Here is a 21,817-nt window from a genome sequence, read left to right as displayed (position 1 = left end):
ATCCCTGGGCAGGACATCTGATTCGGGCGGCCGCGGTGTCCGCGGCTGGGTGAGTATCCGGGTCCGGTTGATGGGGATCGTGCTCATCTCCAGTGTCACGCTGCTGGCCATCGGCGGCGGCGCGGCCGTCTATCTGGTGAAATCCGCTCGGGAAGCGAAGCAGTGGGCCGAATTGGCCAGCAGCACCACCTCTCCGGCGATTCTCATGGTCTCCGGACTCGAGGAGGAACGGCGACTGTCCGTACTGTCCCTCGCCGGTGAGACCGATGCGGTGGCGGGGCTGCCCGATGCGCGCAAACATTCGGACGAGGCGCTGGCGGCGGTCATTGCCAAGGGTGATGCGGCCCGCGAGCTCAATCCCGATGGCGCTGCCGCCGAAATCGCGGGCTACGACAAGCTTTTCAATATGGTGCCGGTCCTGCGCAGCGGGGTCGATTCGCGGCAGATGCCGGCGGACCAGGTATTCGGGTTCTTCACGCAGGTGATCGGCACCATTATCTCCGCCTCCATGGTGGCGGCCCGGGTGGCGCCGGCGGCCAAGATCGGCATCGAGCTGGGCTACGCCGTCGAGCAATTGCGGGCGGCGGAGGCGCTGTCGCAGGCCGACACCATGGGCGCGGTGGCGCTGACGACGGGTGAGATGTCCGCGGCCCAGCTGCTCGAATTCAGTAATCGGGTGGGCGAATTCCGCAGTGAGGTGGCCTATTCCGCCTCGGTGCTGAAGGACCAGCGGCTCGCCCAGCTGAATGCCATTACCGGTGATCCGGCCTGGCAGCAGGTCACCGTCATGCAGGACGCCCTGATATTGCGCGGCCCGGTATCCGATACCGATGCCGACAGCAGTACCGACAGCTCGGCGAAGTCCCGCGACCGGGCAGCACCGAAGGCCGCCACCCCGCTGCCCCTCGGTGTTGCCGCATGGCAGACGGCGTCCGGGCAGATCAATGCCGCATTGCAGAAGCTGTGGGAGGACCAGAGCCGGGACGCGCACGTCCTCGCCCGCAAGCAGGGCGAGGATGCCACCCGCAATTCGCTGCTCGGCGGCGCGGCCGTATTGCTCATTGCGACACTGGCTTTCGTGGCGGCCCTGCTGCTGGCCAACCGCTTCATCGGCCGGATGCGCCGATTGCGGCACGACACCCTGGAATTGGCCGATGAGCGCATGCCCGAGCTGATTCGCAAACTGGGCGAGGGCGCGGACGTCGATATCAATGCCGAGGTGTCGCGGCTGGACTTCGGCACCGATGAGCTCGGCCATGTGGCCGATGCCTTCAACCGCGCCCATATCGCGGCGGTGTCGGCGGCGGTCGCCGAGGCGAAGACCCGTGCGGGCATCAATGCGGTATTCCTCGATATCGCGCACCGCAGCCAGGTGGTGGTGCATCGCCAGCTCACCCTGTTGGACCGGGCCGAGCGCGAGGAGAAGAACGCCGATCAGCTCGAATTGCTGTTCCAGCTGGACCATCTCGCGACCCGGGCCCGCCGCAATGCCGAGAATCTGATCATTCTCGGCGGTGAGCAGCCCGGCCGGCGCTGGCGTAATCCGGTGCTGCTGCTCGATCTCGTCCGTGGCGCGGTGGCGGAGAGCCTGGACTACACCAGGATTCAGACCGGGCGGCTGCCCGAGGTACGGATCGCCAGTCATGCCGTCGCCGATGTGATTCATCTGCTCGCCGAGCTCATGGACAATGCGACGACCTGCTCCCCGCCGGAATCGCATGTCACGGTGTCGGCGGTGGTGGTCGGCCGGGGTCTGGCCGTCGAGGTCATCGATCAGGGTCTCGGTATGTCGGAGGCCGAATACGCGGAACGCAATGCGGTGCTGGCGAATCCGCCCGACTTCAGTGTGGCGACGCTGTCCGGCAATACCCGGCTGGGGCTCTTCGTTGTCGCGAAACTGGCTGGGCGGCACAGCATTACGGTGCGTCTGGCCGAGTCCGTGTACAGCGGTGTGCGGGCGGTGGTGCTGATTCCGTCGGCGCTGCTGGAGGTCGCCCCGCCGCGCGCCGAGATGCCCGGCGGTGGGCCGAACGCGTTCGACGTGACGCCCGCCTGGTCGAATGCCGTGCGCTCCGATCAGTTCCCGGCGCTGCGGGCGCCGCTGCCCAGCGCCCCGATCCGGGAGCCGAGCCCGACGGCGATCTCCGCACTGGTGGGTAATCCCGCCCCGGTCGCACTGCCGCCGGTCCCGGTCCTCGCGCAGGAGCTGGGCGACCGGCCGCACCTGCCGCGCCGGAACCGTCCCGGCGGCCCGGAGGAGAGTGCCGAAGCGCCGGTTCCCACTGCGCCGCGTCAGCGCACTCCCGACGAAGCGCGCAATCTCATGAGCGCCATTGCGAAGGGCACCCGGCAGGGCCGCCAGGTGCGCCCGGAATCCGAGAAGGGACCACAATGACCACCTCCCAGCGAATCGACCTCGGCTGGCTGCTCGACGAATTGGTGAGCGGACTGCCCGACGCGCAGGCGGCGGTGCTGCTGTCCACGGACGGACTGCTGCTCGGTTTCTCGAAGGGCCAGGAGCGCTCCGACGCAGAGCGTTTCGGCGCCATGGCCTCGGCGCTGCACAGTCTCGCGCGCAGCGCCGGTCAGCATTTCCGGGCCGGTGGGGTCTGCCAGACCGTGGTGGAGCTGGATCAGGCGGTGCTCTTCATCACCGCGGCCGGGGAAAATGCCTGCCTGGCGCTCCTGGCCGCGGAGACAGCCGATATGGGCCTGGTGGCCTACGGGATGAATCAGACGGTGCAGCGCGTCGGCACGCATCTGTCGGTCGACCCGCGAAATCATGCGAGCAGTCCGCAACGGCCATGAACGAGCCGCGAGAGCACTGGTATGAGGAGGATGCCGGACCGCTGGTCCGCCTCTATGCCGTGACCCGCGGCCGCGGCCGGGTCGAGCGACCGGAGCTGGATCTGACCACGCTGGTGGTCGATGCGTATCCGGGAATGGCGCTGCGGCGCACCGAACCCGAGTACACCATGATCGTGCGGCTGTGCCGCACACCGCTTTCGGTGGCCGAGGTGGCGGCGCACCTGCGGCTGCCGGTGACCATGACCAAGGTATTGCTCGGTGATCTGATCGACGACGGGCGGCTGGTATACCGGTCACCGCCGATCCCCACGGGCAACAGCTCCGATATGGGGCTGCTGCACGCGGTGCTGGCGGGTATCAGGTCCCTCTGATCGCGGTCAAATCAGCTGTGCCGCCAGCCGTTTGGCGTTCATGTAGGCGATGGCCTCGATGGACACCATGGGATTGACACCCGGCGCGGTGGGGAAGCTGGAGCCGTCAGCGACCACGATATTCGCGACATCCCAGGTGACACCGTCGGGGTTGGTGGCCGAGAGCTCCGGGGAGCCGCCCATGCGGGCCGAGCCCATAATGTGCAGTGCGCCCAGCGCGCACTGTCCCGGACCGTAACCGGCGCGCTTGCAGGCGGCGTCGAATTCGGCGTGTGAGCCGCGCACACCCGGCTCGTAGGACACCCCCGCCTGATGTCCGGAGAAGATGCGGCGGGCGCCGGCGGCTTCGAGAATCGATGCCGCGCCGGTGATTCCGGTGTGCAGGTGTGCGGCGTCGTAGTCCGACAGCCGGTATTTCACGATGGGCTCGCCGTCGCCGTCCACCGAGACGGTGCCCGAATCGCGGTCCCGGGTAATGATGCCGATGGCATCCGAGCGCGCGAAGTCCAGCATGGTATTGCGATGATCGGCGGCGCCGCGCCAGCTCATGAAACCGGTGCCCAGGCCCGGATGGATCGGCCCGGTCTCGTAGATGACGCCGTAGCCCTTACCGTCCAGATCGGCGTGGTGGCGGCTGATGCGGGTCTGCAGCCCGCCCTCCCACGGCCGGATCTCCTCGTCGAAGACGCCGAAGACCGCTGCGGCCGGATGCAGCCGCAGGTGGCGGCCGATGTTCTTATTGCGCAATCCGGAACGCTTCAGCAGCGCGGGCGTCTGGATGGCGCCGGCGGCCACCACTACCGCGCGGGCCTGCACGGTGATCTCGACGCCGTTCGAGGTGCGTGCCGAAACTGCCTCGGCGCGACCATTTTTCACGTCTATTCGGCGCACGTCGGCATCGATCACCAGGCGCGCACCCTTGGCGGCGGCATCGGCAAGCCAGGTCTTGTTCACCGACTGCTTGGCGCCGAGGCGGCAGCCGTAACCGCAACGGCCGCATTCGATACCGGCGTCGCAGGCGTCGGTGACATTGCGGGGCAGGGTGTCGATATCCCACCCGAGCGCCTGGGCGCCGCGCTCCAGCACGCCGTCGCGCGCCGACAGCGGCGAGTGATTCCTAGTGACCCCCAGCCGCTTCTGCACCACCTCAAGCGCGTCGCCGAATTCGTCCTCGGCGAACTGCGGGGCGCCCAGCTCGGCCCATTCGTGGCGGACGCTGTCGGGTGTGGGCAGCGAGGTGCTCCAGTTGACGACCGTGCCGCCGCCCAGGCAGGTGCCCGCGACCAGGGTGATCTGGCCTTCGGCCGAGCCCGCGGGGCCGGGCGCGTAGAGATTGGTCAGGGCGTCGAGCTCGCCGCCGCCGAAGTCCCGGTCGTCGTAATAGTTTCCGCGTTCCAGCACCACCACGTCGAGACCGGCCTCGGCGAGCACCGCCGCCGCCGCACCGCCGCCCGCGCCGGAACCGATGACCACGACATCGCAAGTGAGCGTGGTGGATTCGGTGAAGCGCAGCGGAGCGAGCGCCGGCTGGGGCGCGGTCTGCAGGGCGCCGGCCGGGGCCGGGTAGCCGATTTCCTTCCACAGTGGATTGGTGCCGGTCGGTCCCGGAGTGACGTTGTAGGCGAGTAGTGAGGCGCCCTTGAGGGCCTGGAAGATGGCGCGGACCGGTGCGAGCCGGGAGTCGCCGAGCCGCAGCAGCGCCGCTTCCCGCTGCTCCTGCGTCAGCGTCGAGAAGCGCCGCAGGCCATTGCCGGTGAGCAGTCCCGTCAGCCGGGAGTCCCACAGTCCGAGCAGTGTCGCGAGCTGCTTCTGCTCCGCCTCGCGCGGATTGCGCCCCAGGATCTGGAAGATGGTGTCGACAGCCCCGAGCTCCGTCGCCGCCGGCAGCGTCAGCCCGTCCCCGGGCAGGAACGTATCGCAGATCAGGCCCAGTGCGGCCCGCTGTTCGGCTGTTGGTTCCATGACGAATCCACCCTTCGTAATTCTCGGTGATTTCTACCACAGCACCGGAATGTCCGCTTACTTTTTGGCGCTGTCATCTGGTCAAAGTCTCTGGATCGCAGGTGAATTGGCAGTTACATCGCGCAGCGGTTCCACGTGCCGATCCGGGGTGTGACGACGCCCACATTACTGCCGATGTCACACCTCGGCAGGCTGCGTCGTCGACCTGATGTAGCCGCACAACGAACGAGAAAAGAGCAGACAATGACCCGCTTCGCCCTGTACGAGAACGAGATCGCCGCCAAGTTCAACAAGCGCCTGGTGACCGCCGCCCGGGTCATCGACGAGTCCCCGCTGGACAAGGCGATTCAGGAGCTGGTGAAGATTCGCGCCTCCCAGATCAACGGGTGCGGAATGTGCCTGGATATGCACACCAAGGATGCCGTCCACGCCGGTGAGACCCCGGTGCGCCTGGCCCTGATCGCCGCCTGGCAGGAATCCAATGTCTTCACCGAGGCCGAGCGCGCCGCCCTGGCGCTGACCGAGGAGGGCACCCGCCTGGCCGACAACAGCCGCGGCATCGGCGAGGACACCTGGGCGCAGGTCCGCAAGTCCTTCGACGACGATCAGATCGGCGCGCTGATCTCCCTCATCGCGACGATCAACGCCTGGAACCGTCTGAATGTGATCGCGGGCATGGCAGGTGGCGACTACGTCCCCGGACAGTGGTGACCAGCTGACCTGACATACCGCGAATCAAGGCCCGGCAGTGGATCATTCGATCCGATGCCGGGCATCGTTCGTAGTTCGGGCAGTGCGCGGCTCAGCGGATTCCGAGCTGACCCGGCGTGACCGCCTCGATCAGCGGCCAGGCTTGATCGAAGGGGATGTCGATCACGTGATAGCGCTTCTTGCCCGCGGCCGTCGCGGCGGTGATGGTCGCCAGTCCGGCGCGGCGCTGGAACCAGGATTGCCGGACCGTCCAGCCGATAATGCCCGGGCCCTCCAGGCAGTCGCGGTCGCGATCCAGGGAGCCGCTGCGGGTGATGAGCCAGGTGGGGTTGCCGTGGGCGGCCGGGATCACGGTGTGGCCGAGGCCGCGGTAGCGGTCCTGCGCCAGTGCGACTGCCGAGGCCGCGGCCACCGCCAGCAGTATCCACGGCCAGGCCGGAATATCCACGCCCGCAAGGGATGTGATGAGTAGCGCCGCCGCGATGAGCGCCAGGGGGCCGAGCGCGCGGGTGAACCGGCGGCGCTGCGCGGCCGGGCCGTGTGACCGCAGAGCGGCGGTCACCGGTGGCGGGACGGTCAGGTGTGCGTCGTCGATGGCGGCGCCGGCGCCGAGCAGATGCGCGACGGTGTGATCGACGGCGGTCCGGGGCGCCTGGGGGAGCACCTTCTGACGAGATTTGGTGCCGGTCATGATGGTTTCGAGTTCGGCGGCGCCGGCCATGCGCAGCAGTAGCGGCTCGTTGACGGTGACTCCGCGCAGGCGCGCCAGATCGAGGGTGATCTGCCGGGTGGTGAACAGGCCGTGGCGGATATGCAGCGTGGTGCCGTCGTCGGTGACCCGCAGCCCGTAGTAGGTGGCGAGGTAGCGGGCGCAGGCGGTGAGGCTGACGAACAGCACCAGGAAGACGAGGAGGGCGGCGATTGCCAGGGCTATGGCTTGTGCGCCACCGTCTTCCAGGCCCTGCACGGCGTCGGAATTGACAATGACCTTCGCGAAGCCGTACTGGAACGCCAGGCCGAGGATCGGGGCGATGATCGCGAATCCGGTCAGGGACAGGGGGGCGTACCGCACCCACTCCGGTCGCCAGTGCGCGATTTCCACCGGCGGCTTGGCTTCGGGGGCCGGGGTGTGCGGTTTGCCGAGCACCACGGTGCTGTTCGCGGCAGACTCCGGAACCTGCTGTGCGGCAGTATGTTCCGATCCCATATGGGTGTGCTCGAGCAGTATGGTGCGCAGCGCCGGTACCAGCTGGGCGTCGAGTGAGTCGAGCCGGAACCGGTCCTTGCGTTCGGCCTGCTGGCCGGTGCCGATGGACAGCACGGCCAGACCGAGCACCCGATGCAGCAGATCCGCCTCCACATCGACCGATCGCACCCGATTGCGCGGCACCGAAAGCCGTTTGCGCTGAAACAATCCCGTGCGCAGTTCCAGATTGTCCGCGGTGATGCGATAGGTGGTGGTGAACCAGCGGGTGAGCGCGAAGGTGATGATGACCGCCACCACGCCGAGGCTCCACACCGGACTGTCGCTGCGCGCACCGGCGATCAAGGTCGCCAGCAGCACCGGGATATAGCGGATGAGCTCGGTAATGGGATGCACCAGCAGCATTCGCCGATCCAGCCGCTGCCAGGATTCGGCCTCCGGCACGCCGGGCGCGGCCGCCGGGTCCGGAAGTGCCGGGGGCGCATAGGGCGGTTGCGCATCGGCCGGTGGCGCGTAGGGAGATGGCGCATAGGACGGGGGCGCGTAGGGCGGTTGCGCATCGGACGGGGGCGCATCGGGCGGGGCCGCGTAGGGAGATGGCGCATAGGACGGTGCGGGATCGGGGCCGGGCGGATGACTCATGTCGCGTCTCCGCGATGCCGGGCCGCGATCTCGGTGAGCTGTGTGACCGTGCGCCGGGCGTCCTCGGTGTCCAGGGCGCTGATGTGCACGGCCCCGGCGGAGGACGCGGTGGTCACGGTGACGGTGGCCAGCCCGAGCAGCCGCTCCAGCGGTCCCCGGTAGGTGTCCACCGTCTGGACGCGACTGATCGGCGCGACCCGGCTCTCCTGCGTGAACCACCCGGTACGCGTGTAGACGGCCTCATCGGTGATCTCCCACCGGTGCACGGCGTACCGCCACAGCGGCACCGCCACGATGCTGAATGCGGCTGCCACCACCGCGATTCCGAGGATCCACACCTGCGCCGTGCGCCGCGGCGGATCGACGATCATCCAGATGATCAGCGCGACGAACGGGAAGATCCACGACAATGTGGCACTGAGCGCCCACAGCAGTTTGGCCCGCGGACTCGGGTGCCAGGCCGGGTCCGCCATGATGCCGCCCCCGGCGGTGCGAAGCTCGCCGGAGGCACTGCGGACGTCGCCTGAGGCGGGACGATCGGACATACCCGCCATGCTTTCACGATTCCGCCCCCCAGCGCGGCAGTTGCCACACCCCGCAGCGCCCATCGAGACCGCACACCCCGCCCCGCTTTCCCACACCCCGAATACACACTGTCCGATCAAGAGCAGCGCTGTGTTGTCCACCGTCGGGACCGCGCAGCCGGTTCCGGTTCGGCGCGGCGCGAATTAGCGTTGTCCGACCAGGAGTGGCGCTGTGTTGTTCACCGTCGGGATCGCGCAGCCGGTTCCGGTTCGGCGCGGCGCGAATTCACGCTGTCCGACTAAGGGTGGTGCTGTGTCGTCCGTTGTCGGGACGGCACAGCCTGGGTCTGGTTCACACGGTCCGAATATGTGCTGTGGGGCGTGGAGGGGTGCTGTGTGGTGGAGGGGCGGCGGGGGTTAGCGGGGGGTGATTCGGAAGAGGCCGCTTAGGGTGCCTTGGTATTGGATGCGGCCGGGGGCGATGGTGCCGACCATTTGGAGGGTGTCCTGGACTGTGGTGGCGCCCAGGGATTGTTCGCTGTCGACCTTGCCGGTGGCGGCGTCGATGACGGTGAATTTGTAGGTGTCGGCTACGCCGCCGGCGCTGCCGGTGGGGAGTAGGCCGGCGCTGCCGGAGCCCAGTGCGCCGTAGCGGGCGACTGTGTAGATCTTGCCGTCGGCCAGGGAGAGGCGGGGGACTGCGGCGGAGGGGACGGTGTCGGTCCAGACCACCGAGCAGCCGGAGCCGGTGACGTCGATGCGGGTCATGCCGCCGGTGAAGGAGGCGCTGGCCGGTTGGCTGGGGCCGGCATTGGCGGGCAGTTGCGGATACGGGTAGCCGTAGGTGCTGGCGACGAAGAGGCTGTTGCCCGAGCCGATGGGGGAGTTCTCGGTGCCGTCGATGGCCGGGACCGAACAGACGCTGTGGCCGGTGGCGGTGTCGAAGACCAGCAGGCTTTCCTTGGGCGCCGCGTTATCGGTGATAGCGACGTATTCGGTGCCGTTGCCGGGTCCGAAGAAGGTGGGGGTGGCGCCGGTGCCCCAGCTCAGCTGGCCGGGCTTGCGGGCGGGGCCGCGATCGTAGGGCTGCCGCCACAGGATCTGCGGATTGCCCGAGGAGTCGGCACTCAGCTGGTAGAGCGCGTGGTCGGTGGCAATGGAGACGCCCTGCGGCGCCGAGGAGATGCTGTTGGCCACCGTTTCGCCGGGCGCGAGTTCGATGGCGCGGGCCGCGCCGGTGGCCGGATCCACGAAACCCGCCGCACCATTGTCGGTGGCGAACCAGACGCGGCCGTCGTAGTCGGGCGTCACCGCGGCGACATGATCACAGTCCCCGCTGCCGCAGTGTGCGGTAACCGCCTGCGATACAGGCGTTTTCGACGCGATGGACAGCGCCCAGGACCCGTCCGCGCCGCGCTGGTGCCCGATGCGCAGCAGCTCGCCGCTGCCGTCGACGGTGACCATGCGGTCCTGCTGGTCGAGGTAGGCGTACACGCCGCCGAGCAGGCTGCCCTTGGTGAGATCCAGTGTGGCGAGCGTGTTTCCACTGTTCGGATCGAGCAGCAGCACCTCCGGCGACCGGTCCGTGATCTTGGTGCACAGCGCCTGCGGCAAACCGTCCGCGCCCTGCAGGATGGTCGGGCAGGCCGCGGCCTCTTCGTGGAAGTCGGCATTGATACCGCCGGTGCCGGGTCCGGGGAGCGGGGTGGAATCGGAGGATTCCGCATCACCGTGCATGGTCGCGGTGCCCACCGGTCCCAGATAGGGATTGGCGGGCGGCGGCGGACCGAAGGCGGCCGAGGCCGGACTCGTGGCGATGGTCAGCATGAGCGTCGCACCGGCCGCGGCGACGACGGTGGCGCGGCTGAGTCTCTCGAGCACGGATTCCCGCTTTCTGTAAACGTCCAGTGCGAATATTCGAATCGAATGATGCGAGTAATCGTGGCGGATGACCTTAGAAGAGCAGCCAGGCCCTCGCAAGGTTTTGCCCCATCCGTCATGTCACATCGGGCGATCACCGCCGGAGTGCGCGAGGATATGCGGGGGCGACGGTGGAATAGCCTGCCGTACTGCCCGGTTGCCAACCCTTATGGCACCCGAGTCGGATCAGCCGGATGGATGGCGCATGATCGAGAGCGTGACGGATCTACCGAACCCGAGTACCCCACCGGCTCCGCCCAGCCCCTCGGGGATGCGCCGGGCGTTGCGGCGGGCGCGCGACGGCGCGACGCTCAACCTCGACGAGGTGGTGGTGCTGCTGCAGGCGCGCGGCGCCGACCTGGAAGATCTGAGTAAATCCGCGGCCCGGGTGCGCGATGCGGGACTGCGCGAGACGGGCTATGCGGGCGAGACGCTGCCGATCACCTACTCGCGCAAGGTGTTCATCCCGCTCACCCATCTGTGCCGCGACAAGTGCCACTACTGCACCTTCGTCACCGTGCCCGGCAAGCTGCGCGCCGAGGGCAAGGGCATGTACCTGGAGCCCGACGAGGTCCTCGAGATCGCCCGGCAGGGCGCCGAACTCGGTTGTAAGGAAGCACTTTTCACCCTCGGTGACCGCCCGGAGGAGCGCTGGCCGGAAGCCCGGCAGTGGCTCGACGAGCGCGGCTACGACTCCACCCTCGACTATGTGCGCGCCATGTCCATCCGGGTACTCGAGGAAACCGGCCTGCTGCCGCACCTGAATCCGGGCGTGATGAGCTGGGCCGAAATGTCCCGCCTCAAGCCGGTGGCCCCGTCCATGGGCATGATGCTGGAGACCACCTCCACCCGCCTGTTCACCGAGCCGGGCCAGGCGCACTACGGCAGCCCGGACAAGGATCCGGCGGTGCGGCTGCGCACGCTGACCGATGCGGGCCGCCTGTCGGTGCCGTTCACCACCGGCATTCTGGTGGGCATCGGCGAGAACCTCACCGAGCGCGCCGAATCGATTATGGCGATTCGCAAGTCGCACAAGGCTTTCGGGCATGTGCAGGAGGTGATCGTGCAGAACTTCCTGGCCAAGCACGACACCGCCATGCGCAATACCCCCGATGCGGGTCTCGAGGAGTTCTGCGCCACCATTGCCGTGGCCCGGCTGCTGCTCGGCCCGAAGATGCGGATTCAGGCCCCGCCCAACCTGGTATCGCTCGCCGAATGCCGCGCGCTCATCGATGCCGGTATCGACGATTGGGGCGGCGTCTCGCCGCTCACGCCCGATCATGTGAATCCGGAACGGCCCTGGCCGAATCTGGAGACGCTGGCGCAGGTCACCGCCGATGCGGGCTATGTGCTCACACAGCGCCTGACCGTGCATCCGAAGTATGTGCAGGCGGGCCACCCGTGGATCGATCCGCGGGTGTCCGGGCACGTGGCCGCACTGGCCGATCCGGCGACGGGCCTGGCGCGCGAGGTGAATCCGGTCGGTCTGCCCTGGCAGGAGCCGGACCACGATTGGGAGTCGGTCGGCCGGGTCGATCTCAATACCGCCATCGACTCCGAGGGCCGCAATACCGAGTCGCGCAGTGATTCCGCGCTCGCCGGTGACGGCCTGGGCGCCTTCGGCGACTGGGAGACCATTCGCGAGCAGGTCAAGGAGCTCGCGGTCGTCGCGCCCGAACGCTTCGACTCCGAGGTGCTGGCCGCGCTGCACGCCGCCGAGAAGGATCCGGCGGGGCTCACCGACGATCAGTACCTGGCCCTGGCCACGGCCGACGGCCCGGCCCTGGAAGCCATTACCGCGCTGGCCGATCAGCTGCGCCGCGATACCGTCGGTGACGATGTCACCTACATCGTGAACCGGAATATCAACTTCACCAATATCTGCTACACCGGCTGCCGCTTCTGCGCGTTCGCGCAGCGCAAGGGTGATGCGGACGCTTTCACGCTGAGCGCGAACGAGGTCGCCGACCGCGCCTGGGAGGCGCATGTCGAGGGCGCGACCGAGATCTGCATGCAGGGCGGTATCGATCCGGAGCTGCCGGTCACCGGCTACGCGGATCTGGTGCGCGCGATCAAGGCGCGGGTCCCGAGCATGCATGTGCACGCCTTCAGCCCCATGGAGGTCGTCAATGGGGCTTCACGTGGCGGGCAGAGCATTCACGACTGGCTCTCGGCCCTGAAAGAGGCTGGGCTGGACACCATTCCGGGCACCGCCGCGGAGATTCTGGACGATGAGGTGCGCTGGGTGCTCACCAAGGGCAAGCTGCCCACCTCAGCCTGGATCGAGGTCATCACCACCGCGCACAAACTGGGTATCCGCTCCAGCTCGACCATGATGTACGGGCACGTGGACAATCCGAAGCACTGGGTCGGGCATCTGCGCGTGCTGCGCGGAATTCAGGACGAGACAGGTGGTTTCACCGAATTCGTACTGCTGCCGTTCGTGCATCAGAGCGCACCGTTGTACCTGGCCGGAGCCTCGCGCCCGGGGCCGACCATTCGTGACAACCGGGCCGCGCACGCGCTCTCGCGCATCATGCTGCACGGCCGGATCGACAATATTCAGACCAGCTGGGTGAAGCTCGGCATCAAAGGAACCCAGTTGATGCTGAACGGCGGCGCCAACGATGTGGGCGGAACGCTCATGGAGGAGACCATCTCCCGCATGGCCGGCTCCGAACACGGCTCCGCGAAATCGGTCGAGGAACTCACCGAGATCGCCACCGGCATCGGCCGCCCCGTCCGCCAGCGCACCACCACCTACGGTGTCCCGCCGCACCATTCGCCGGCCTCCCTGACAGTCGCCTGACCCCACGGACCATGTACTCGAAGGTCGTGGTGTTCTGGTCATGCGTTCCGTGGGTCATGACGCTCAGGTCGTGTACTCGAAGGTCGTGGTGTTCTGGTCATGCGTTCCGTGGGTCATGACGCTCAGGTCATGTACTCCAAGGTCGTGGCCCGCCCGGTTCTGGACTGAGTGGAGCGGGGGAGCGAACGGCTCCATAGACCTGCGCCTTGGAGGAGCGGAGGGAGGGAAGAACCGGGCAACAGGGCCACGACCCGCCCGGAGCGAAGCGGAGGGCAAAATAAACACAGCCCCGCCCGGAGCGAAGCGGAGGGCAAATTAAACACAGCAAGTTAGGACAGGCTGACCAGTAGTAACCTGTACCGGCCGGGATACTGTTCCGGCGGGGCGGACTATCCCGCATGTGAGGACAGACTAGGAGAGCGGCAGTGCCGTACATCATCGCTGAACCGTGCGTTGACGTGAAGGATAAGGCGTGCATCGAGGAGTGCCCCGTGGATTGCATCTACGAGGGCGGGCGCATGCTCTACATCCAACCGGACGAGTGCGTGGACTGTGGTGCATGTGAACCGGTGTGCCCGGTAGAGGCCATCTTCTACGAGGACGACACTCCGGATCAGTGGAGCGGTTACATCAACGCCAATATCGAGTGGTTCGACGATCTTGGTTCGCCCGGTGGCGCGACCAAGGTCGGCAAGGTGGACTTCGACGTGCCGTTCATCGCGGCGCTACCCCCGATGGCCGCGGAGTAGGTCTTGACCGCGCGTGGCCGGGTGAGTGCGCTACTACCCGATTTCCCTTGGGACACCATTACTTCCGTCAAGGCGAAGGCTGCTTCGCACCCGGGCGGCCTGGTGGATCTGTCCGTGGGCACACCGGTCGATCCGGTGGACCCGCTGATCCAGCAAGCCCTGGCCGCGGTGGCGGCGGTGCCCGGCTACCCGACGACGCACGGGACACCCGAACTGCGCGAAGCTGTTGTCGCAGCACTGAAGCGGCGGTTCGGGATCACCGGCGTGGCGCCGGAGGCGGTGCTTCCGGTGATCGGCACCAAGGAGCTGATCGCCGGACTGCCGCGCACGCTGGGGCTGGGCGCCGGCGATCTGGTCGTGATTCCCGAAGTGGCCTATCCGACCTACGAGGTGGGCGGGCTGCTGGCGGGTACCCGAATTCTGCGGGCGGACAGCGTGACCCAGCTGGGTCCGGAGAAGCCGGCGCTGATCTTCCTGAATTCGCCGTCCAATCCGACCGGCAAGGTGCTCGGCGTCGAACATCTGCGCAAGGTGGTCGAATTCGCGCGCGAGCGGGGCGCGATCCTGGCCTCCGACGAGTGCTACCTGGGCCTGTCCTGGGAGGGCCGCGCGATCTCGATCCTCGATCCCGAGGTGTGCGACGGCGACCACACCGGACTGCTCGCCATCCACTCGCTGTCCAAGACCTCCAATCTGGCCAGCTACCGCGCCGGTTTTGTCACCGGCGATCCGGCGGTGGTCGCGGAATTGCTCGAGGTGCGCAAGCACTCCGGCATGATGCTGCCCTTCCCGATCCAGGCCGCCATGACCGCGGCGCTCGGCGACGATACGCACGAGGCGCAGCAGCGCGAGCGTTATCGCGCGCGCCGCGAGCTGCTGCGAAAGGCCTTGCTGGAGGCCGGGTTCCGGATCGACGATTCGCGGGCCGGACTGTACCTCTGGTCGACCCGTGACGAGCCCTGCCGCACCACCCTGGACTGGCTGGCCGAACGTGGCATTCTGGCCGCGCCCGGCGAGTTCTACGGCCCGCGTGGCGCACAGCATGTGCGGATCGCGCTGACCGCCACGGACGAACGCATCGCCGCTGCGGTTGAACGCCTGACCAGCTGATTTACTCCTGCCCACCGGGTCGTGCTAACGTCTACCGCGTTGCAAGGCCCGGTGGTTTTGCTTCGACATCAAGCATGGCCCTGTAGCGCAGTTGGTTAGCGCGCCGCCCTGTCACGGCGGAGGTCGCGGGTTCGAGTCCCGTCAGGGTCGCTGTTCCACCTCTCTGGAACTTTTGCGCACGGCCTTGGAGCCGTTTCCCGTCGGGCACGCGTGCCTGCGGTTGAGAGCCGAAACCATTTTGGACGTACCCGGTGAGTTACCCGGATCTTGCGAAATCAGTTGTCGCCTTTCAGAACCCCGTTTCCGGGTTCGCTAATGTGTTGCGCGACACGCTTTGTCGACTCGCCGATCGAAGTGTTCAGTTTTGCTCAAAAGTGACACACAGGTACTTCACAGTTCGTATAACAGGTTCCCACCTAGGTCTCGATGAGGAGCCGATCCATGCGCGGATTTGTGTATGAAAACACTGGTAGCAGCCAATTTGGCAGCAATGTCAGCCGCCGGGGGTTTTTAGCTGCAACAGGTGTCATTTTGGGGGGAGCCGTATTGGCTCGGGCGGTCTCGGCGCAGGCAGCGCCGGCCAAGCAATTGTCCGATGGGGACAAAGTTCCGGTGCTGATCATCGGTACGGGCTATGGCGGTGCGGTAGCTGCGCTGCGGCTGGCCCAGGCCGGGATCGATGTCGCCATGGTGGAGAAGGGTATGTCGTGGTCGCAGGCCGGCTCCGACGGAAAGATCTTCTGCAACATGCTCAGTCCCGACGGCCGGTCGTTCTGGCTGCGCACCGAGACCGATCAGCCGGTCAATCACTTCATGGGCGCGCCGTACAACAAGTCCATCAGCAAGTACACAGGTGTACTGGATTCCGAGCAGTTCAGTGGGATTCGCGTCTACCAGGGTCGCGGCGTCGGCGGCGGCTCACTGGTCAACGGCGGCATGGCGGTGACGCCGAAGCAGGAGAACTTCGCGAGCATCCTGCCGTCGGTGGATGCGGGCCAGATGTACAGCACCTACTACCCGCGCGCCAATGCCGGGCTCGGGGTCAACCAGATCGATCAGAGCTGGTTCGAGACCGCGGACTGCTATCAATTCGCGCGGGTCGGGCGCAAACAGGCTCAGCGGTCCGGGTTTTCGTACACCTTCGTGCCCAATGTGTACGACTTCAACTACATGAAGCAGGAGCAGGCCGGGACCGCCACCCGCTCCGCGCTGAACGCCGAGGTCATCTACGGCAACAACTTCGGCAAGAAGTCGCTGGACAAGACCTATCTCGCAGCGGCTCTCGCCACCGGCAAGGTCGGCATTACGGCCCAGCACGTTGTCACCACCGTGTCTCCGACCGACGGCGGATATTCGGTCGTCATGAATCAGATCGATACCAGCGGCACTACGGTGGCCACCAAAACCGTTGTGGCGCAGAAGGTGTTCTTCGCCGCGGGCAGCGTCGGCACCAGCAAGCTGCTGGTGACGCAGAAGGCCACCGGCAAGCTGCCCAATCTGCCGGATTCGGTCGGCAGTGGCTGGGGCAATAACGGCAATGTCATGGTGGCCCGGCAGAACCAGGCATGGGACGCCACCGGCAGCCTGCAATCGTGTATTCCCTGTCTGGGCATCGACAACTGGGCTGACGCCGGTGGTCCGGCCTTCGCCGAGGTCTCGCCGTTCCCGGCGGGCATCGAAACATTCGCCAGCCTCTATCTGGCCATTACCAAGAACCCCAACCGCGGCACGTTCACCTACAACTCCGGCAGCGGCGGCGTGGACCTGAACTGGCAGACGGCATGGAATCAGCCGGGCATCGATGCGGCCAAGCGCATCTTCGACAAGATCAACAGCAAGGAAGGCACCATCTACCGCACCGACCTGTTCGGCGGGGTCAAGACCTGGGGTGATGATTTCGCCTACCACCCGCTCGGCGGTTGCGTGCTGAACAAGTCCACCGACAACTACGGGCGACTGCCCGGCTACAAGGACCTGTACGTGATCGACGGATCGCTCATCCCCGGCATGACGACGGTGAATCCGTTTGTCACCATCACCGCACTGGCCGAGCGCAATATCGAGAACATCATCGCCAACGATCTGAAGTAGCCGGAGAATTTCCGGCGCGTGTCCGTCCCAGCGGTCGTGTTGTCGCGATAGCCTGGGATATGGACGCTGTCACGGTTGTCCCTGTCCCCGTAAACGAACCGGTGCACACCTATGCACCGGGCAGTCGAGAACGTGAACTGCTGACGGGCAGGCTCGCCGAAATCTCCGCAGGATCCCTCGACGTGCCGCTGGTGATCGGCGGCAAACATCAACCCGGTACCGGTGAACGTGCCGACCTAGTCATGCCGCATCGGCATCGACATGTGCTCGGCACCTTCACCGACACCACTCATGAGGAGGCGAGCGCGGCCGTCGAAGCCGCGACCGCCGCCGCCCCGGCCTGGCGGGCGCTACCGTTCGACGAACGCGCGGCCGTCCTGCTCCGGGCGGCGGACCTACTGGCCGGGCCGTGGCGCGAGACCATTGCCGCCGCCACCATGCTCGGACAGTCGAAATCGGTGCAGCAGGCCGAGATCGACGCGCCCTGTGAGCTGGTCGACTTCTGGCGCTTCAATGTCGCCTTCGCCCGGCAGCTCATGGAGCAGCAGCCGCAATCGTCTGCGGGCGTGTGGAATCGGATGGACTACCGGCCCCTGGAGGGGTTCGTGTACGCCATCACACCGTTCAATTTCACCGCCATCGCCGGGAATCTGCCCACCGCTCCGGCGCTCATGGGCAATACCGTCGTCTGGAAACCCTCACCGACACAGACGCTTTCGGCGTATTACACCATGCAGCTGCTGGAGGCCGCGGGCCTGCCGCCCGGTGTGATCAATCTGGTCACCGGCAACGGCAGGCGGGTTTCGGAGGTGGCGCTGGAGGATCCGCGGCTGGCGGGCATCCACTTCACCGGTTCGACGCCGACCTTCCAGTTCCTGTGGCAGAGCGTCGCGGCGAATATCAGCCGGTACCAGAGTTATCCGCGGCTGGTGGGTGAGACCGGCGGCAAGGATTTCATTGTCGCGCACTCCTCCGCCGATCCGGATGCCCTGCGCACCGCCATGATTCGCGGGGCCTACGAGTATCAGGGGCAGAAGTGCTCGGCGGCCTCGCGCGCCTATATCGCCAAGTCGGTGTGGCAGCAGATGGGCCACGACTTCCTGACCGAGGTGGACGAGCTCACCTATGGCGATGTCTCGGATCTGTCGAATTTCGGTGGGGCGGTGATCGATCGGCGCTCCTACGACAAGAATGTCGCGGCCATCGAGCGGGCCCGGGACCAGGGCATCGCCATCCCGGCCGGCGGCGTCTACGACGATAACGAGGGCTGGTTCGTGCGGCCCACGGTGCTGTTCAGCGATGACGCCGGCGACGAATCCTTCGCCACCGAGTACTTCGGGCCCATCCTGTCGGTGTACGTCTACGACGACAGCAGTCCGGACGGGTATGCGGATGTGCTGGCCGCCGTGGACTCGACCTCGCCCTATGCCCTGACGGGTGCCATTTTCGCCCGCGATCGGCAGGCCGTCGAACAGGCCGCTGCCGCACTGCGATTCGCGGCCGGGAACTTCTACGTCAATGACAAACCCACCGGTGCGGTTGTCGGGCAGCAGCCCTTCGGCGGTGCGCGTGCCTCCGGGACCGACGACAAGGCCGGGTCGTATCTCAATCTGCTGCGCTGGGTCGCCCCGCGCACCGTGAAGGAAACCTTCGTCACCCCCACCGATTACCGCTATCCGCATATGGAGACGCCGTGAAGCCGGCGACCGATTCGAGCAGGAGGCGCCGATGAACCCGTTACGGCCGTTGATTCTCGCCGCGGCGGGTTCGCCGCGCATGAAGCGGGCTTTGACCGCGACCCCGGTCACCGCCGGAGTGGTGCGGCGGTTCGTGGCGGGGGAGACCCGCGCCGAACTCGCCCCGGTGGTGCGGGCACTGCTCGCCAGCGGGCGGTCCGTCAGCGTCGACTTCCTCGGGGAGTACACCACCGAGCGGTCGATGGCGGATGCCGCTGTGGCGGAATACATTTCGCTCATCGACCAGCTCGCCGAACTGGATCGGGCGGTGCCGGTGGCGGCCGGCGGCCCGACCACCTCGCCGCCCGCGCCCGCCGGAGCGCCCGCGTCCGCCCCGGCGGAGGATGCGGTGCCACGGGTCGAGGTATCGCTCAAACTGTCGGCGCTGGGGCAGTCGATCGCGGTCGACGGGCCCGCCATTGCCGCCGAGAATCTGCACAAGCTGTGCGCCAAGGCGGTGGAATCCCGGGTGTGGGTGACGGTGGACGCGGAGGATCACACCACCACCGACGACACGCTGGCAGCGGTGCAGCAGGCGCGCGCCGAATTCCCCTGGCTGGCAGTGGCGATGCAGACCTACCTGCGTACCGCCGAGGACAATTGCCGGGATGCGGCGGCCTCGGGTACGCGGGTTCGGCTGTGCAAGGGGGCATATCAGGAACCGGAGACCGTCGCCTATCAACGGCGGGCCGAGGTGGACGCGTCCTATCTGCGCTGCCTGGATGTGCTCCTGCGGGGCGGCTGGTATCCCATGGTCGCCTCGCACGATCCGGCCATGATCGAGGCGGCGCTCGCGCTGTCGGCCGAACACCGGCGCAGCCCGGGGGATTTCGAATTCCAGATGCTGTACGGGATTCGTGATGCCGAGCAGCGCCGGCTGGTCGACGACGGGCACGCGCTGCGCGTCTACATTCCGTACGGCACCCAGTGGTACGGCTACCTGATGCGCCGGCTGGCGGAGCGTCCCGCGAATATCGGTTTCTTCCTCCGGGCTCTCACCGAGCGCGGGTAGAACTGCCGAATCCGCAGGAACCGGAGGTGTGAAACGGGGGCCTGCCACAGTGCCCCTAACTTCGATGGCACCGGATCTTTCGGCTCGTGAGCCGTTTTCGGCGCGGTTACGTTCAGCGCCATGGACAGCGTTCCGCGTACCGCGCGTGGTAATCGCCGGCGGCGGTCCGGCAGCCCGCTCTACGGTCAACTACTCACCGCCACGGTCGAATCCGCGGCCGATGCCCTCGCCATCCGATTCAATCCGACCGGGGAAAGCGAAGATCAGCGCGAGATCACCTATGGCGATCTGGATGCGCGATCCTCGCAATTGGCGCGGGAACTGATCGGCTGCGGGGTGGGTCCCGGCGATATGGTCGCGATCGGCATTACGCGGTCCATCGAATCGGTGCTGGCGGTATGGGCCGTCGTGAAGACGGGCGCGGCCTACGTGCCCGTCGACCCGGCCTATCCGCCGGATCGCATCGACTACCTGCTCACCGACTGCGGCGCGGTACTGGGCCTCACCCTCGGGGAGTACCGTGCCGCGCTCGGCATCACAACCTCCTGGATCGAACTGGATGATCCGCCGGTGGCGCAGCGGATCGCCCGGCATCCGGCGCATCCCGTCTCCTATGCGGACCGGGTGCGCACCCTGACCGAGCAGCATCCCGCCTACGTCATCTACACCTCCGGCTCGACCGGAACACCCAAGGGTGTGGTGGTCACCCACACCGGCCTGGCCGGATTGATCACCGCCGAAGGTAAGCACTACGACATCACCGCCGCCTCCCGGGTGCTGTACGCCAGCTCGCCCAGCTTCGATTTCTCGGTGCTCATCACCCTGCTGACCTTCACCGCCGGGGCGACGCTGGTGATCGCGCCCACCACGGTGTTCGGCGGCGCGGACCTGGCCGAACTGCTGCGCCGGGAGGCCGTCACCCATGTGCCGATCACGCCGGGTGCGCTGGAATCGGTGGATCCCGCCGGGCTCGATACGGTCAGCACCGTGGTTGTCGGCGGCGAGGCCTTCCCGCCGGAACTGCTGCAGCGCTGGGACGCGCCGCACCGCTCGATCTACAACGCCTACGGGCCCACCGAGACAACGATTCTCGTCACCAGCACCGCCGCGCTGCGCCCCGGAGACCCGATCGTCATCGGTTCCGCCGTCGCCGGTGTCGGGGCGTTCATCCTGGACCCGCGGCTGCGGCTGGTGCCGGACGGGGTGATCGGCGAGCTGTATCTGTCGGGACCGGCGCTGGCACAGGGCTATCATCGGCGGCCGGATCTGACGGCGGAGCGGTTTGTCGCCAGCCCGTTCGCCGACGGCGCCGGACAGTCCGGGCGGCGGCTGTATCGCACCGGTGACCTGGTGCGGCGCAGGGAATCCGGGACCATCGAGTATCTGGGCCGCGCGGATCAACAGGTGAAGATTCGCGGTCTGCGGATCGAGCTCGGTGAGATCGACACTGCGCTGACGGCGCATCCGGACGTGGATTACGCGGCGACACTGGGCAGAACGCTGCCGTCGGGTGCGACCGGGCTGGTCTCCTATGTGCTGCCGCGCGCCGGAAATACCGTCGACACAGGGGAATTGGCGGCCTTCGTCGGAGGGGCACTACCCGACTACATGGTGCCCGCTGCCATTGTGGTGCTGGACGAGATCCCGCTGACGCCGGTCGGCAAGCTGGATCGGGATGCACTACCCGAACCGGTCTTCGCGGCCAGGGAATTCCGGGCGCCGTCCACGCGCGTGGAAGTGGTGATCGCCAAGGTGTTCGCGGCCCTGCTGCTGCGGGACGAACCCGATCCGCGCGTCGGCGCGGATGACGATTTCTTCGAACTCGGCGGCAATTCGCTGCTCGCGGCGCAGGCCGCGGCGCGTATCGGCAATGAGCTGGGCCTACGGGTGCCGGTGCACCTCCTGTTCGAGGTGTCCTCGGTAGCCGCCCTCGCACAGGAACTTTCGATGGACGCGGCTCCGGTCGCCGGTGCGGCGCTGGGTTCGCTGTCGCGGCCGGAACGCATTCCGCTGTCGTTCGCGCAGCAGCGCATGTGGTTCTTGAATCGTTTCGATCCGGGCAGTGCGGTGGACAATATTCCGCTGGCGGTGCGGTTGAGCGGTGCCATCGATGTGGAGGCGCTGCGCGCGGCGGCCCGGGATCTGGTTGCGCGGCACGAGGTATTGCG

At 67.0% G+C, this 21,817-nt stretch carries 15 protein-coding genes and 1 tRNA gene; 12 read left to right on the top strand and 4 right to left on the bottom strand.

The features are described 5' to 3' along the window. Nucleotides 1–49: 49 nt before the first annotated feature. Genes JWN03_RS17460 through JWN03_RS17450 form a run of 3 tightly spaced genes read left to right on the top strand, consistent with a single transcriptional unit; the run spans nucleotide 50 to nucleotide 3,179 of the window. Entirely contained in the window at nucleotides 50–2,395 is a 2,346-nt protein-coding gene (locus tag JWN03_RS17460; protein ID WP_297615800.1) for a sensor histidine kinase, read from the top strand. Beyond that, a complete protein-coding gene (locus tag JWN03_RS17455; RefSeq protein WP_297615798.1) occupies nucleotides 2,392–2,808 on the top strand; it encodes a roadblock/LC7 domain-containing protein in 417 nt (138 codons plus the stop codon). The genes JWN03_RS17460 and JWN03_RS17455 overlap by 4 nt, the downstream gene beginning before the upstream one ends. Beyond that, the gene (locus JWN03_RS17450) at nucleotides 2,805–3,179 is read left to right on the top strand and encodes a DUF742 domain-containing protein (protein WP_297615796.1); all 375 of its coding nucleotides are present in this window, start codon (nucleotides 2,805–2,807) and stop codon (nucleotides 3,177–3,179) included. Before JWN03_RS17455 ends, JWN03_RS17450 begins: the two co-directional genes overlap by 4 nt. Before the next feature lie 6 nt (nucleotides 3,180–3,185). Here JWN03_RS17450 and JWN03_RS17445 read toward each other — a convergent pair whose 3' ends face one another. Beyond that, entirely contained in the window at nucleotides 3,186–5,141 is a 1,956-nt protein-coding gene (locus tag JWN03_RS17445; protein ID WP_297615794.1) for a GMC family oxidoreductase, read from the bottom strand. A gap of 243 nt (nucleotides 5,142–5,384) precedes the next feature. Here JWN03_RS17445 and JWN03_RS17440 point away from each other — a divergent pair, with 243 nt between their 5' ends. Then, entirely contained in the window at nucleotides 5,385–5,852 is a 468-nt protein-coding gene (locus JWN03_RS17440; RefSeq protein WP_297615792.1) for a carboxymuconolactone decarboxylase family protein, read from the top strand. Between the two features lie 91 nt (nucleotides 5,853–5,943). On the opposite strand, the gene JWN03_RS17435 is transcribed toward JWN03_RS17440, so the two are convergent. The 3 genes from JWN03_RS17435 to JWN03_RS17425 form a co-directional block, all read right to left on the bottom strand. Then, nucleotides 5,944–7,698 carry a PH domain-containing protein gene (locus JWN03_RS17435; protein ID WP_297615790.1) on the bottom strand — a complete coding sequence of 585 codons (1,755 nt, stop codon included), beginning with the start codon at nucleotides 7,696–7,698 and terminating at the stop codon, nucleotides 5,944–5,946. Further along, the gene (locus JWN03_RS17430) at nucleotides 7,695–8,171 is read right to left on the bottom strand and encodes a PH domain-containing protein (RefSeq protein WP_297616083.1); all 477 of its coding nucleotides are present in this window, start codon (nucleotides 8,169–8,171) and stop codon (nucleotides 7,695–7,697) included. The genes JWN03_RS17435 and JWN03_RS17430 overlap by 4 nt, the downstream gene beginning before the upstream one ends. A 468-nt stretch (nucleotides 8,172–8,639) precedes the next feature. After that, nucleotides 8,640–10,103, bottom strand: coding sequence for a hypothetical protein (locus JWN03_RS17425; RefSeq protein ID WP_297615788.1), 1,464 nt, complete (start codon nucleotides 10,101–10,103; stop codon nucleotides 8,640–8,642). 244 nt (nucleotides 10,104–10,347) lie between these two features. On the opposite strand from JWN03_RS17425, the gene JWN03_RS17420 reads away from it, so the two are divergent. The 8 genes from JWN03_RS17420 to JWN03_RS17385 form a co-directional block, all read left to right on the top strand. After that, nucleotides 10,348–12,951, top strand: coding sequence for a bifunctional FO biosynthesis protein CofGH (locus JWN03_RS17420; RefSeq protein WP_297615786.1), 2,604 nt, complete (start codon nucleotides 10,348–10,350; stop codon nucleotides 12,949–12,951). 425 nt (nucleotides 12,952–13,376) lie between these two features. Continuing rightward, nucleotides 13,377–13,700: a ferredoxin gene (fdxA, locus tag JWN03_RS17415; protein WP_297615784.1), complete on the top strand. Its 324-nt coding sequence runs from the start codon at nucleotides 13,377–13,379 to the stop codon at nucleotides 13,698–13,700. Between the two features lie 3 nt (nucleotides 13,701–13,703). Beyond that, nucleotides 13,704–14,810 (top strand): succinyldiaminopimelate transaminase, encoded by a 1,107-nt coding sequence (gene dapC, locus JWN03_RS17410; RefSeq protein ID WP_297615782.1) that lies wholly within the window; start codon nucleotides 13,704–13,706, stop codon nucleotides 14,808–14,810. 76 nt (nucleotides 14,811–14,886) lie between these two features. Next, nucleotides 14,887–14,960 (top strand) — tRNA-Asp (locus JWN03_RS17405). 291 nt (nucleotides 14,961–15,251) lie between these two features. Further along, entirely contained in the window at nucleotides 15,252–16,901 is a 1,650-nt protein-coding gene (locus JWN03_RS17400; protein WP_297615780.1) for a GMC oxidoreductase, read from the top strand. A 59-nt stretch (nucleotides 16,902–16,960) separates the two neighbouring features. Further along, the gene (pruA, locus tag JWN03_RS17395) at nucleotides 16,961–18,598 is read left to right on the top strand and encodes an L-glutamate gamma-semialdehyde dehydrogenase (RefSeq protein ID WP_297615778.1); all 1,638 of its coding nucleotides are present in this window, start codon (nucleotides 16,961–16,963) and stop codon (nucleotides 18,596–18,598) included. Between the two features lie 31 nt (nucleotides 18,599–18,629). Further along, a complete protein-coding gene (locus JWN03_RS17390) occupies nucleotides 18,630–19,649 on the top strand; it encodes a proline dehydrogenase family protein (RefSeq protein ID WP_297615776.1) in 1,020 nt (339 codons plus the stop codon). A gap of 120 nt (nucleotides 19,650–19,769) precedes the next feature. Continuing rightward, on the top strand, nucleotides 19,770–21,817 hold a 2,048-nt coding region (locus tag JWN03_RS17385), incomplete at its 3' end, for a non-ribosomal peptide synthetase (protein WP_297615774.1).

Source organism: Nocardia sp., assembly GCF_025465275.1.
Lineage (GTDB): Bacteria > Actinomycetota > Actinomycetes > Mycobacteriales > Mycobacteriaceae > Nocardia.
The sequence above is the reverse complement of the archived record's forward strand: the minus strand, read 5'-3'. Positions and strand labels throughout refer to the sequence as shown.

Excerpts from the sequence above, each read along its gene's own strand:
- JWN03_RS17455 (WP_297615798.1), top strand. The coding sequence starts at position 2,392 with ATGACCACCTCCCAGCGAATCGACCTCGGCTGGCTGCTCGACGAATTG.
- JWN03_RS17450 (WP_297615796.1), top strand. The coding sequence starts at position 2,805 with ATGAACGAGCCGCGAGAGCACTGGTATGAGGAGGATGCCGGACCGCTG.
- JWN03_RS17445 (WP_297615794.1), bottom strand. The coding sequence starts at position 5,141 with ATGGAACCAACAGCCGAACAGCGGGCCGCACTGGGCCTGATCTGCGAT.
- JWN03_RS17440 (WP_297615792.1), top strand. The coding sequence starts at position 5,385 with ATGACCCGCTTCGCCCTGTACGAGAACGAGATCGCCGCCAAGTTCAAC.
- JWN03_RS17435 (WP_297615790.1), bottom strand. The coding sequence starts at position 7,698 with ATGAGTCATCCGCCCGGCCCCGATCCCGCACCGTCCTATGCGCCATCT.
- JWN03_RS17430 (WP_297616083.1), bottom strand. The coding sequence starts at position 8,171 with ATGGCGGACCCGGCCTGGCACCCGAGTCCGCGGGCCAAACTGCTGTGG.
- JWN03_RS17420 (WP_297615786.1), top strand. The coding sequence starts at position 10,348 with ATGATCGAGAGCGTGACGGATCTACCGAACCCGAGTACCCCACCGGCT.
- JWN03_RS17400 (WP_297615780.1), top strand. The coding sequence starts at position 15,252 with ATGCGCGGATTTGTGTATGAAAACACTGGTAGCAGCCAATTTGGCAGC.
- pruA (WP_297615778.1), top strand. The coding sequence starts at position 16,961 with ATGGACGCTGTCACGGTTGTCCCTGTCCCCGTAAACGAACCGGTGCAC.
- JWN03_RS17390 (WP_297615776.1), top strand. The coding sequence starts at position 18,630 with ATGAACCCGTTACGGCCGTTGATTCTCGCCGCGGCGGGTTCGCCGCGC.